General features: G+C 46.3%; 10 protein-coding genes. 3 read left to right on the top strand and 7 right to left on the bottom strand.

The window, feature by feature from the left end; genetic code table 11:
* Positions 1-14: 14 nt before the first annotated feature.
* Complete coding sequence (locus tag QMG91_RS22175; protein WP_281832312.1) at positions 15-491, bottom strand: DUF3015 family protein; 477 nt, start codon at positions 489-491, stop codon at positions 15-17.
* 202 nt (positions 492-693) lie between these two features.
* A complete protein-coding gene (gene cra / locus QMG91_RS22170; RefSeq protein WP_281832310.1) occupies positions 694-1,674 on the bottom strand; it encodes a catabolite repressor/activator in 981 nt (326 codons plus the stop codon).
* A gap of 232 nt (positions 1,675-1,906) precedes the next feature.
* Between cra and fruB the strand changes: the two genes are divergently transcribed.
* Genes fruB through fruA form a run of 3 tightly spaced genes read left to right on the top strand, consistent with a single transcriptional unit; the run spans position 1,907 to position 5,756 of the window.
* Positions 1,907-3,052 (top strand): fused PTS fructose transporter subunit IIA/HPr protein, encoded by a 1,146-nt coding sequence (fruB, locus tag QMG91_RS22165; RefSeq protein WP_281832307.1) that lies wholly within the window; start codon positions 1,907-1,909, stop codon positions 3,050-3,052.
* Positions 3,053-3,055: 3 nt separating this feature from the next.
* Entirely contained in the window at positions 3,056-4,003 is a 948-nt protein-coding gene (pfkB, locus tag QMG91_RS22160) for a 1-phosphofructokinase (RefSeq protein WP_281832304.1), read from the top strand.
* A 13-nt stretch (positions 4,004-4,016) separates the two neighbouring features.
* Positions 4,017-5,756, top strand: a complete 1,740-nt coding sequence (gene fruA, locus QMG91_RS22155) for a PTS fructose transporter subunit IIBC (protein ID WP_281832301.1) — start codon at positions 4,017-4,019, stop codon at positions 5,754-5,756.
* A 51-nt stretch (positions 5,757-5,807) separates the two neighbouring features.
* Here fruA and QMG91_RS22150 read toward each other — a convergent pair whose 3' ends face one another.
* The 5 genes from QMG91_RS22150 to QMG91_RS22130 form a co-directional block, all read right to left on the bottom strand.
* On the bottom strand, positions 5,808-6,797 hold the full coding sequence (locus QMG91_RS22150; RefSeq protein WP_281832298.1) for a S1 family peptidase: 990 nt from the start codon (positions 6,795-6,797) through the stop codon (positions 5,808-5,810).
* Positions 6,798-7,019: 222 nt separating this feature from the next.
* Positions 7,020-8,072 carry a trypsin-like serine protease gene (locus QMG91_RS22145; protein ID WP_281832296.1) on the bottom strand — a complete coding sequence of 351 codons (1,053 nt, stop codon included), beginning with the start codon at positions 8,070-8,072 and terminating at the stop codon, positions 7,020-7,022.
* A 199-nt stretch (positions 8,073-8,271) separates the two neighbouring features.
* The gene (locus QMG91_RS22140; protein ID WP_281832294.1) at positions 8,272-9,234 is read right to left on the bottom strand and encodes a trypsin-like serine protease; all 963 of its coding nucleotides are present in this window, start codon (positions 9,232-9,234) and stop codon (positions 8,272-8,274) included.
* 189 nt (positions 9,235-9,423) lie between these two features.
* Positions 9,424-10,554 carry a glycine cleavage system aminomethyltransferase GcvT gene (gene gcvT, locus QMG91_RS22135; RefSeq protein ID WP_281832292.1) on the bottom strand — a complete coding sequence of 377 codons (1,131 nt, stop codon included), beginning with the start codon at positions 10,552-10,554 and terminating at the stop codon, positions 9,424-9,426.
* 378 nt (positions 10,555-10,932) lie between these two features.
* A complete protein-coding gene (locus QMG91_RS22130) occupies positions 10,933-11,556 on the bottom strand; it encodes a helix-turn-helix domain-containing protein (protein ID WP_004408899.1) in 624 nt (207 codons plus the stop codon).
* Between the last annotated feature and the right edge of the window lie 444 nt (positions 11,557-12,000).

The following is a 12,000-nucleotide window of genomic DNA, read 5'->3' as shown; positions in this document are numbered from 1 at the left end:
TCAAAAGAGGTTTTTTATACCGCCTGACACTGACCAGACGTGTTTTCAAGAGAAGTCACCAAAGAGCCGAAGTAGCTTTCTACCTTTTCTTCGTGAGTTGCACTCTTGTAACCTTCTGCAGCAATGAACTTTTGGAAATCACCACGTAAGTTCGTCGTAATATCTGCGCGTGCTGCTGCATCACACTCTAGAATGTCCAACATCGCAACAACGTGTTCGCCATTACCTGTCGCTGTATCTTGCTCCAGCATAGGGTAGTTCGAATCAATGAACTTCGCGGCGGCCCACAAAGACATACCACACAAAGAAGGAGTCGTCAGATAGGAAGAAGAAGCATCACTAGTACTTGATGAGATGTTTACGCTCACGGCAACCCATCCATCAGCAACGCCACCTGCCAGGAAATGTCCCGTTCCACATTCTTTTAAGTAACTTGCATGTGAAACCGAAGCTGACAACATCAAGGTTAAAGCAAGCAAAATTCTTTTCATAATCGCACCTATATTCCGCTGATTGAACAGCGTTATTTTGAAAAACACTTTTAAATCGAGGTGTGAAAATTCTAACGAAGAGGCTTTAGGAAGAGAATGAGGCTGCTCTATTGAAGTTAAACAGGAAGCCCCATCCTTTTAGCGATTGAAGAACTTTTGGGAAATGAGAGGCTCGTAAACCCTCCTTTGGCGAATTATGCCGTCACTGACGAGCCACCAGCTTTCGGTGAACTAATTCCAATCCGGGTTTGTATCTCTTGGCGGACGCATTGATGCCCATTTCCATTGCGTGGTCAGCAATTAGCTCAAATTGTTGGGGTAAGGAATTTACTTTGATAGGCAGTAAATCCAAAAGACGGTTATCGCCAAATGTCGCTAGCTTAATCTTATTCAGTAGTTCAGGCGTTTCCAGCAGCCCATCCAGAATGCCTTCTAATAGCGTATAAGAAGTCACAACGATCGCATCCGGGACCGTGTTTTCCCTCACCCACTTTTCAAACAGCCTTCTGCCGTTTTCTCTGTCGAAATGATTTCCGTATGCCTTGTGAATCTGGCAATCAAAGTCTTTCAATGCCTTCAGAAAGCCAAATTCACGTTCTTTAGACACGTTCAGTTCTGGCATTGCCCCTAACAGCCCGATAGATTTTACCGATTCAGACATAATAGATTGGGTAAGAGACTTAGCCCCCTCAAAATCCTCGCTGATGACACAGGCAAAATGTTCGTCATCTAACGCACGGTCTATGGCAATAACTGGCGTACCACTTTGCTGAATCGCGTGGTAATAATCCGAGCCATCCGCCATTGCGCTGGCAACAAACAATGCATCAATACGACGGCTAATGAGTGCCTGAACGACATTTTTTTCTATCTCTGAATCGTCGTCTGAACAACCAATCAATATCTGAAAGCCAGCCTGTCGCGAGTGCGCTTCAAGCAACTTGGCCAGCCTCGCATAACTGGTGTTTTCCAGATCAGGAATCACCAGACCGAAAGATCGGCTACTGCCAGCCCTGAGTGCTGACGCCGCATGATCGGGGCGAAACTTATGCTCCTCGACGACAGCCATCACTTTCTTCTGTGTCTTTTCGCTGATTCGGTATTTCTGCGCTTTACCGTTAATCACATAGCTGGCTGTGGTTTTAGATACGCCAGCCAGTTTCGCGATTTCATCCAGTGTCATATCAAAACCTAGCTTGTGTGCGGTGGATCATACTTCCGGATCCTAATGATATTTGGGAATTGAATTATAAGCTGAATCGTTTCAGTATAAAAGCTGAAAGGATTCAGCAAATCCATCAATGTGACTGAAACACCAAAACGACGTCCATTTCATTTGCTGAATTTTTTTGGAAACATTTGCTGAACCGATTCAGCTTTAATTATTAGAAAGCCAGTACCCAAACGAGGTCACCATGCTGACACTAGATAAATCCGATATCACCTTAAACTGCTCGGCTGAAAACAAGCAGCAGGCGATATTGCTCATTGGCGAAGCCCTGACTGAAAAAGGGTTGGTCAGTTCCAATTACGTAGAAGGAATGAAAGTAAGAGAAGCTCAGGCGTCTACTTTTCTGGGCAACGGAATTGCGATTCCTCACGGCACCACAGACACCAGAACCTTAGTAACAAAAACAGGCGTGAGTATCCATCACTTCCCGAATGGCGTTGACTGGGGAGAAGGCAATACGGTCTACCTAGCGATTGGTATTGCAGCCAAGTCTGATGAGCATCTCTCCATCTTAAAGCAGTTAACAAAAGTGCTCTCTGCTGATGGTGTGGAACAGCGACTAAAAAACGTAGTCTCTCAGGAAAGCATTGTTCAAATCATCAATGGTGAATCTGCCGATCATCAGGTTTTGACCGAAGCATCTGTCCTAATCAATTTCCCAGCCACCGAAATGATGCAACTGAAAGCGGTATCCGCTGGGCTGATCAATTGCCATCAGCAAAACCAACAATCCATCGCGAGCCTTATTTCACGCACTCCAACTCATTTAGGCAAAGGACTGTGGTTGGTCAGCACCAATGAGCAGGTCGAACACACAAGCATGTCTTTTGTTTCGGTCAGCGAACCGTTCGAGTTTGACCACCAAAGCGTAAAAGCCATGATTGCGTTTGCCGCCAAAGATGATGCCCACCTCCCCTATCTGACACGTCTTCAGCAGCTTATTGAGAGTAAAGATGTAGAGCGTCTAGTAAACGCAAACAAAGATGACGTTATCGCGCTACTGTCTTCTGAACAAAATCAACCTTCCCTCCCAGAACAGGCGGCTGGCACTGACGGCGTTGAAGGTATTTTCTCCATTAAAAATGAACACGGTTTACACGCCAGACCGGGCGCAATGCTGGTAGCGGAAGCCAAGAAATTCGACGCCACTATCAAGGTCACCAACCTAAATGGTGATGGGCAGTCAGCCAATGCTAAAAGCCTGATGAAAGTCATTGCGCTGGGCGTTAAACGTGGGCATGAACTTAAATTCATCGCTCAGGGTGAAGACGCACAACAGGCGATAGATGCCATCGGTCAGGCGATTGCTTCAGGTTTAGGAGAAGGATAGACCATGAAAAAAGTCGTAACCATCACCCTGAACCCAGCACTGGACCTCACGGGTTCTCTTAACGCTCTCAACCAAGGTGGTGTCAGCCTGGTCGAGCAGAGCAGCTTTCATGCCGCAGGAAAAGGCGTAAACGTTGCACAGGTACTTCGGGATCTGGGCGCGGAAGTTGCGGTAACGGGCTTTCTTGGTAGAGACAATCAGGAAATGTTCTGCCAACTGTTTGAGAAAATTGGCGCAAAAGATCACTTTGTTCGCGTAGACGGTGCAACCAGAATCAACGTAAAGCTTGTGGAAAGTGACGATCGGGTCAGCGATATAAACTTCCCCGGTGTGTCCGTTTCATCGTCTGATAAGCAGAAGTTCGAGCAAAAACTGAAAGAGCTATCACAGGAATATGATGTGTTTGTTCTCGCGGGTAGTTTGCCAGTTGGTGTTTCACCGGAAGAGTGCCAGAACTGGATTTCCATGCTTCAGGATTCTGGCAAGCATGTGTTATTCGATAGCAGCCGGGAAGCTCTGAAAACTGGTCTCAGTGCCTCGCCTTGGTTAATCAAGCCCAATGAGGAAGAGCTAGGTTATCTGGTTGATAAGAAAATCGAATCGATTGAAGAATGCCTTAATGCTGCCGCTTATCTTGACCCGTTTACTATTCCCAATCTCGTTATCTCTCTGGGTGCAGAGGGCGTGCTCTGGAAAAAAGAGCAACGCTGGCTGCACGCCAAACCACCCAAAGTCGACATCGTGAGCACCGTTGGCGCCGGAGACACTCTGGTGGCTGGAATGTGCTGGGCTCACCTGAATCAATGGGATGATAAAGATGCCCTAGCCTTTGCTACGGCTCTGTCTGCCCTTGCCGTAAGCCAGGTTGGTGTTGGCGTCCCAGATATCGAAAAAGTTTCCTCTCTACAACAAACAATAAAAATAACGTCACTAACTGAAGCCATAGATTAATAAGGTCAAGAATATGAACATCTCCATCGTTACTGCTTGCCCCAGTGGTGTTGCAAATTCAATCATCGCGGCAGGGTTACTCAAAAATGCCGCTCAGCAACTCAAAATCCCAGCTCACATTGAGTGCCAGTCCAGCGTGATGCCGGTAGACAAGCTCTCGCAAAGTGCCATCGACAGCTCCGAGATTATTGTGATTGCAGGATATCCGGGTATTGATACCCAGCGTTTTATTGGCAAAAAGGTGTATCAGGATAGCGTATCAAACGTCGCGCAAAACGCTGAAGCATGGCTTTCCGATGCCATTGAAAACGCGACACTGTTGTCTGCTGGTGACGCTGTTGTCGAAAAGGTTGAAAACCCATCGGCAGAAAGCACCAGCAAAAACATTGTTGCGATCACTGCCTGCCCAACAGGCGTGGCTCATACCTTTATGGCGGCCGAAGCCTTAGAAGACGAAGGGAAACGCTTAGGTCACAACATCAAAGTTGAAACCCGAGGCTCGGTTGGTGCTAAAAACCAGTTAACTGACGACGACATCGCCAATGCAGATCTGGTTATTATCGCTGCTGATATTGATGTTCCTCTGGACAGATTCAATGGCAAGCTCATGTACCGAACCACAACCGGGCCGGCATTGAAGAAGACCAAACAAGAATTTGAGAATGCCTTCCAGCAAGCCACCACTTACACCCACACTGCCAAACAAGACAGTAATTCGTTTAAGAAAGAAAAGACAGGGGCATACAAACATCTGATGACAGGCGTCTCTCATATGCTTCCTCTGGTCGTCGCTGGCGGTTTGGCGATTGCACTTTCATTTGTCTTCGGGATCGAGGCGTTCAAAGAAGAAGGCACCTTAGCTGCCGCTTTGATGACGATTGGTGGCGGCTCTGCTTTTGCACTTATGGTTCCCATTCTTGCAGGCTTTATTGCTTTTTCCATTGCAGACAGACCGGGTCTGGCTCCCGGTTTGATTGGCGGTATGCTGGCTAGCTCTACCGGCGCGGGTTTCCTCGGAGGAATTGCAGCAGGCTTTATTGCTGGTTATTCCGCCAAGTGGCTGGCAGAAAAAGTATCCCTGCCACAATCTATGGAAGCGCTGAAGCCTATCTTGATCATTCCACTAATCGCGAGCTTGTTCACCGGTCTGATCATGATCTACGTCGTAGGAACCCCGGTCGCCAGTGCTATGAATGCACTGACAGAGTTTCTGAATAACATGGGCTCCACTAACGCTGTCCTGCTTGGCATTATTTTGGGCGCTATGATGTGCTTTGACCTGGGTGGTCCGGTTAACAAAGCGGCGTATACCTTTGGGGTTGGTCTTCTGGCAACCGAAACGTATGCCCCTATGGCTGCGGTTATGGCGGCAGGCATGGTCCCGGCTCTGGGTATGGGTTTGGCAACTTTCCTGGCTAAGGATAAGTTCGATGCCAGTGAGCGAGAAGCGGGAAAAGCCTCATTTGTTCTTGGGCTGTGTTTCATTTCAGAAGGTGCTATCCCATTTGCAGCAAAAGATCCTATGCGTGTCATTCCAGCGTGTATGGCAGGTGGCGCGCTGACAGGTGCTCTTTCTATGTTGTTTGGTACAGAACTACTGGCTCCACACGGAGGATTATTCGTGCTGCTTATCCCGAATGCAATCAACCCTGTGCTGATGTACCTTGCAGCTATCGCGGCGGGTTCAGCATTGACCGGCTTTGGTTATGTGGCACTAAAGAAACAAGCCGAGATGAAAGCCGCTACCGCTTAAATTGAAAAAGGTGCTCAATTGAGCACCTTTCTTTATCACTTCTAACGTCGTCTATACCTCACGCCGTCTAAACCTAAGCAGCGCTAACAGTGGTACGAACCACCACGCCAAGCTACCGGCCTCTGTATCACCATTGTTTGTTGGTTCAGGCTCCGATTTTGGTGTCACATTTTGAGAAGCAGGATCAGAGGTATTGTATTTCGGAGTTTCATTCCCCGCGAGTACACTGCTAATCCACGGAAGATAGTCCGCCACTTCAGTGAAAACGCCATGAACAGAGGAAGACGGATTACCGCATATGCTCGGTCCAAAACTCGCTATACCGATTTGAATGAACTTGCCACCATCAAACCAAACTAATGGACCACCTGAGTCCCCCTGACAGATCGCACCATACAAACCTGTTGTAGCACTGTAGCTTCCTCGGGTGCAGATATGCCCGCCTTTCACCGAAGCAAAAGAGGTACAACTGCTGTGAGTAACGTAATCCAGATCAACCTGAAGAAGATGATCGGATGTGTCGTAATTAGATTTGGTATTCCCGTGCCCAATGGCTTTGAACTTTGCGCCACTGACACGGTAGTTAGCGATATCTGAAGCAGAAGGCAAAGGCACAAACTGGTTTGAAGGTACTCCTACCATTTCCGATTCCAGTTCGATAATCGCAATATCGTTCTCCCATAGGTAGTAAGAACCGTCTTTGTAGTCATCACGGTAGTAGAAAGATTTCGCTTTGATTTTTTGTGCTGAGCTGAAATCTCCGTCTCGCTCAAGCTGCAATACAACCGTTGTGTATTTGTTGTAGAAATTGTCCTGCACGCAATGAGCCGCAGTCATGACATGTTTGGAATCCAGAATGGTGGCACCGCAGTAGTTGCTGTAGTAGCCGTAGTCGTCTCGCCTGTCGTAGTAAAGGCTCGCCATGTATGGGTAATTTGAGATATAGGCATTGCTGCCGTTGACAATGGAAGGAGACACTTGCTCAGCACCAACTACAGGCTGAGCCGTTAAGAAAACAGCAGTAAGAAACATTTTGCGCATAGAACTCTCCCCTGTAAACATCCCAAGATGTTCAAAGCTCTACTTCTAGTGTAGGAGAGATTTGTTCTATTACCCGTAAAGAATTGTAAAGCAGTCAGACGATATGAGCTAATTTATAAATAAAACGAAAGCCACTTTACAATATTTTATTCTTTAAATTCAGCCAGTAAGGATAAATTAATCAATAACTTGCCGGTATCTTGAAAAGCTCAGAGCGCACGATTATTTCTTTCTGATCGTACCAGTCATGAATAAAACAGCTAACGCCAGCCAACCCAAACTGCCGCCGCTCGATTCGGTAGAATTGCTCAAACTGTATTTGCTAAGCCATTCTTTGCGAAGCGCATCGGTTGAAACTGCCTTCGGAGTTTCATTACCGTTGATAACGCTGGTTATCCAGCTCTGGTAGTCTTTCACTTCCGTATAAACCGATGTGACGCCAGAGCTCGATACCCCGCAAATTCCGGTCACGAAACTGGCTACCCCCACCTGATATTGAATCTGAGAATTAGAGTCGGTCCAATATACTGGTCCTCCAGAGTCCCCCTGACAGGCACTGTTCAATAAGCCAGAAGATGTGGTGGTGTCTTTGAAACAGATCTGTTTATCACTCAGTTTATTTCCGTTAAAAAATGTCGCCCGACACTCAGCCTGACTCGCAACCTCAAAATTGGTTTTTAAAAGTGGCATATAACCGAACTTCTGTTTACGGTCATCATTATTGCTTTGAGTATTTCCGTGCCCCACTGCGGTAAAAGCAGCGCCAGCTGAGCCACGATACGTCGATTCTGTGGTGTCAGTCATGGTAAGAGGGATAGATGGAAAAACGCTGGATGAAAAGGTCAGCGGTGTTTCCAGCTTTAGTACCGCAATATCATTCGGTAACAGGTCAGAATTGGCGTTTGAATAGTCGTCTGGGTAATAGATTTCGCTAACCCGAACTCTTTGTTTACTGCCAAAAGGCTGGACCTGAGTTGGAAAATCTTCTTCGTTATCAAGTTGCGGTACGACAGTAGTAAACAGACTCGTGACTGTGCTGTTATACACGCAATGCGCTGCCGTCAGAACATGATTGGCATCCAGAATACTGGCTCCACAGAAATTCCCACTGGAATATCGTCCGTCGTATTCCAGTGAGTCTACAAATAGTGTTGCAATACTCGGGTAATCTGCGCTTTTTGCCACTTCCCCATTGACAATCAAAGGCTTGATTGTCGATGCCGAGCAAACTGAGCTCGCCAATATAACGCTCGAAAATAAAATCTGCTTATGCATGAATCCGTTCTCCCCCTATTCCTATTTAAACTAAGAATACATCATTTAACATCAAATCAATGTGACATTCATACAAAAGTAAATCATCCACACTCGCTATATTTTTCAGTGTGTTATGTGTTTATTGGATAAACGAGAAAGGTTCAGGGAAATATTAGTTAAGTGGAATTGAAACGCCCCAAGTCATTGGGGCGAATATTTACTTTCTACGAGTGAAACCGAATAGGAACATGCCTAGTAAGGCGAAAATACCTATCGCCCCGCCTGATGAGGTTGAACCACCAAAAAAGGCTAATCGCTTGTCATGAGTCGAGGTGAAGCTTGGCGATACTGAGCCAGCTAGCACGCTGTCAATCCAGCTTCTGTACTCATAGACGTCAGTAAATACAGTTGTCGTCTGCGGCAAGAATCCACAGGTGGAATGACCGAAACTGGTAATACCGACCTGAATGTTTTTGCTGCCGCTATTAATGTAAACCGGACCACCAGAATCCCCACTACAAGCACTATTGTATCTCTGGGTATTGGGGTTGAATGCCCCTGTTGTACAGAGCTGAGTTTGATCTATCGTTGTGTTGGTAAACGCCGACCCACATGTCGCGGCATCAACATACGTTAACTCAGTTTGCTGGAGCGTATTGCTGGTGGTTTTTGTTGAATCGTTAGTCAGACCATGACCAATCGTGACGAACGAAGTCCCCGACGCGGCGTAATTTTTGTTGGTCGGACGCTTTATTGCCACATTGTTTATATCAATGTTTCTTGGGGATTCCAGCTTAAGAATAGCAATGTCATTTTTGCTCGTGTTGCTGTTCCAACCGGGATGAATATAGATCTCGCTCACCTGATGACGAGTCACGTTACCAGGATAGTCAGTGCGATATTGGAGCTGAGGCACCACCTTTGTAAAGAGATGAACGTCTGTTCGGTCATCCACACAGTGGGCTGCGGTAAGCACGTAGCTTTCATTGAGTGTGGTTCCACCACAGAACAATGAACCGTACTGTTGGTTATATTCAAAAGCATCGAGATACAGGTTCACGATGGACGGGAAGTTTTGGACTGACGCGTCTGTTCCATTGATGATGAAAGGGTTAACTTCACCAGAGGCAGAAACAGCGAAAGGAAGCGAAGCCAACAGGGCGGTAACTGATTTACGCATCAAGATCCCTCGAATTGGTAGATTGCTCACGAATGACTTTTAGCCACATTCATTATGTATTTAAAATATTTTCACGAATTATAGCAATTCCTGTCTTAGGTCCGATGTCACAAATGTAATTGCGTGTAAGGAAAAAACGGCTGCCCATAAGGCAGCCGTTTTTAATCATTTAATTGAGCTGCAACGATGCTACGATCCGCGATAGTAACGCTGAGGTACAAACGGCATTTTCTCTACTGTCATTGCCAGTTTCTTACCACGTACTTCGGCGAATACTTCGGTTCCCACAGCGGCGAATTCCGTTTTCACGTAGCCCATAGAAACTGGTTTACCCGCCGTTGGACCTGCTGTGCCACTGGTCACGATACCGATTTCATTGTCATCAGCATCAAACAGTTTTGCACCTTCACGAACCGGGGCTTTAGTTTGACCAACCAGACCAATACGCTTGCGAGTAACATTCTTAGTCGCGATTTGATCAAGAATGATATCCGCGCCCGGGAAACCACCCGCGCGTTCGCCGTCTGTACGACGTACTTTCTGAATACCCCAAAGAAGGCTAGCCTCTACTGGCGTTGTTGTTGTATCCAGATCGTGACCGTACAGGCACAAACCACACTCAAGACGAAGTGAATCACGAGCACCAAGACCGATCCACTCAACTTCTTCGAAGTCCGTCAGTGCGCGTGCCAGTTCTTCTGCTTTGCCTTCTGAAACTGAGATTTCGTAACCGTCTTCGCCTGTGTAACCAGAACGGCTAACCAGACACTTCTCACCCAGAATTTCAATTTCACGAGCGTCCATAAACACCATGTCAGATACTTCTGGAGCAAGTCGTGCAAGCACGGCAGCGGCTTTAGGACCTTGAAGAGCAAGCAGCGCACGGTCTTCAATCACTTCCATTTCAACCGATGCTGGCAGGTTAGCTTTAAGGTGAGCAATGTCTTGCTCCTTACATGCTGCGTTTACCACTACAAACAGGTGGTCGCCAAAATTTGCCACCATCAGGTCATCCATAATGCCGCCTTCTTCGTTGGTGAAGAAAGCATAACGCTGGTTGCCAACAGGAAGATCAACAATATCGACAGGTACTAACGCTTCTAGCGCTTTTGCAGCATCTGCACCGTGCAGTCTAAGCTGCCCCATATGAGAGACATCGAACAAACCCGCCGCATCACGAGTATGCAGGTGCTCTTTCTTTACACCCAATGGGTACTGTACAGGCATATCATAACCTGCGAATGGCACCATCTTCGCGCCTACTTCCACGTGCAGTGCGTGTAGTGGGGTTTTCAGTAGTTCTGTCATTGTATTCTCCATATCGCCAAACCCTGGCTGACAATTTAGACGTTTAACTGGTTTCGGAAGAAGCTTTCTGCTTTTCCTTGGCTGTCTGGAAGGTGGAAAGAAACGCAAAAATGGCGTGTTTCCCCCTTCCCTGTTGTGACTTTCTCACCTGGTGGTTACGCTTTTTGTTTCCACGAAGTTAAGATTTGTTTCCAATAGTAGATAAAGTTGACTTGGTTTTAAACCAGCTTTGCGTGCAAGACCAACATTTTTGTGACATTTCACAACTATTTCACATGGTTGTATTAATGAAAAAATCAGTAAAATGGAAGGAAATGCCCGCAAAATTAGAGGGTTAGAGAAGCAAAGCAAACGTTTGCCTTCACTATAGGAAACTTTTAAGAATTCGAATTATTTTGCTGTGACCCACAAAATCTGTGCATCTTCGTCACTGGTAGAGACCAGCATATGACCCATATTGGCATCGTAATACACGCTGTCTCCGACCGTCATAGGCACAGGTTCATAGAACTCAGAATAGAAGAGTACTTCCCCTTCTAAGATCAATAAAAACTCTTCGCCATCGTGCCTCACCCAGTCGCTGTAATCGTCAAAATCCCGCGCTCGGATTCGGCTCTTAAATGGCATCATTTTCTTATTGGAAAGTTGAGTCGCCAGCAGCTCGTGTTCATAGGTTGGTGTTGGGTGCGGTTTCCCCTCTCCGGAACGAGTCAAATCCCGACGCCCTGTTGCCACCTTTTTTCTAGGTGGTTCAAAGAGTTGAGGCATATCAATCTTCAAACCATTCGCGAGCTTTTGCATAGCCTGAAAGGTAGGAGATATTTGTTCGTTTTCTATCTTAGAAAGCGTCGAACGCGCAAGGCCAGTACGCTTGCTTGCATCTTCTAGGGTTAACCCAAGTTTCATGCGAATTTCTTTTAGCCGCTTGCCCAATTTTAGAGGCTCAATATTTTCGTCCTGATTCTCTTTTGCAAGCGTAACAGATGGGTACTCATCGTAGATGTCTTCAGACATGCGTCCCTCTTATTTTCATACTTCCTAATGTTGTTCTTTTATTGTGCACAGAGACGCCTGAACATGAAAGTAGCCGAATGAAATTAAACAGTGCGCCATGTAGCAATTTCGGAAAACATGTTTCCAATAGGAAATTTTTGATTGATTGTCTTCTCAACTAACGCTATGTTACAGCCTTGTTAGATGGAGAACTTTCTCGCACATTTCTGACGTATTACGTAATAGACCATTTACAAACAAAAAATATTCTGCCATTCGAGTGCAACTTACCCTACAATCCGCACCGAAAAAGCAAACGTTTGGCTAAATCGCAATTCAGATTGCCACCTCAGCCAGATTGGTCACGTAGTAAACGGCAGAAATCGAAAGTTCACAGATTCGCGCTGTTTCTGCTTCAACACGAAAGATAGAAACAGAGAAACAAAGGAAGCCTGGCTTATCTAA

This window comes from Vibrio nigripulchritudo (assembly GCF_027924785.1).
Taxonomy (GTDB): Bacteria; Pseudomonadota; Gammaproteobacteria; order Enterobacterales; family Vibrionaceae; genus Vibrio; species Vibrio nigripulchritudo.
This window is presented reverse-complemented; position numbering and strand designations above follow the sequence as displayed.

Excerpts from the sequence above, each read along its gene's own strand:
- QMG91_RS22175 (WP_281832312.1), bottom strand. The coding sequence starts at position 491 with ATGAAAAGAATTTTGCTTGCTTTAACCTTGATGTTGTCAGCTTCGGTT.
- cra (WP_281832310.1), bottom strand. The coding sequence starts at position 1,674 with ATGACACTGGATGAAATCGCGAAACTGGCTGGCGTATCTAAAACCACA.
- fruB (WP_281832307.1), top strand. The coding sequence starts at position 1,907 with ATGCTGACACTAGATAAATCCGATATCACCTTAAACTGCTCGGCTGAA.
- pfkB (WP_281832304.1), top strand. The coding sequence starts at position 3,056 with ATGAAAAAAGTCGTAACCATCACCCTGAACCCAGCACTGGACCTCACG.
- fruA (WP_281832301.1), top strand. The coding sequence starts at position 4,017 with ATGAACATCTCCATCGTTACTGCTTGCCCCAGTGGTGTTGCAAATTCA.
- QMG91_RS22150 (WP_281832298.1), bottom strand. The coding sequence starts at position 6,797 with ATGCGCAAAATGTTTCTTACTGCTGTTTTCTTAACGGCTCAGCCTGTA.
- QMG91_RS22145 (WP_281832296.1), bottom strand. The coding sequence starts at position 8,072 with ATGCATAAGCAGATTTTATTTTCGAGCGTTATATTGGCGAGCTCAGTT.
- QMG91_RS22140 (WP_281832294.1), bottom strand. The coding sequence starts at position 9,234 with ATGCGTAAATCAGTTACCGCCCTGTTGGCTTCGCTTCCTTTCGCTGTT.
- gcvT (WP_281832292.1), bottom strand. The coding sequence starts at position 10,554 with ATGGAGAATACAATGACAGAACTACTGAAAACCCCACTACACGCACTG.
- QMG91_RS22130 (WP_004408899.1), bottom strand. The coding sequence starts at position 11,556 with ATGTCTGAAGACATCTACGATGAGTACCCATCTGTTACGCTTGCAAAA.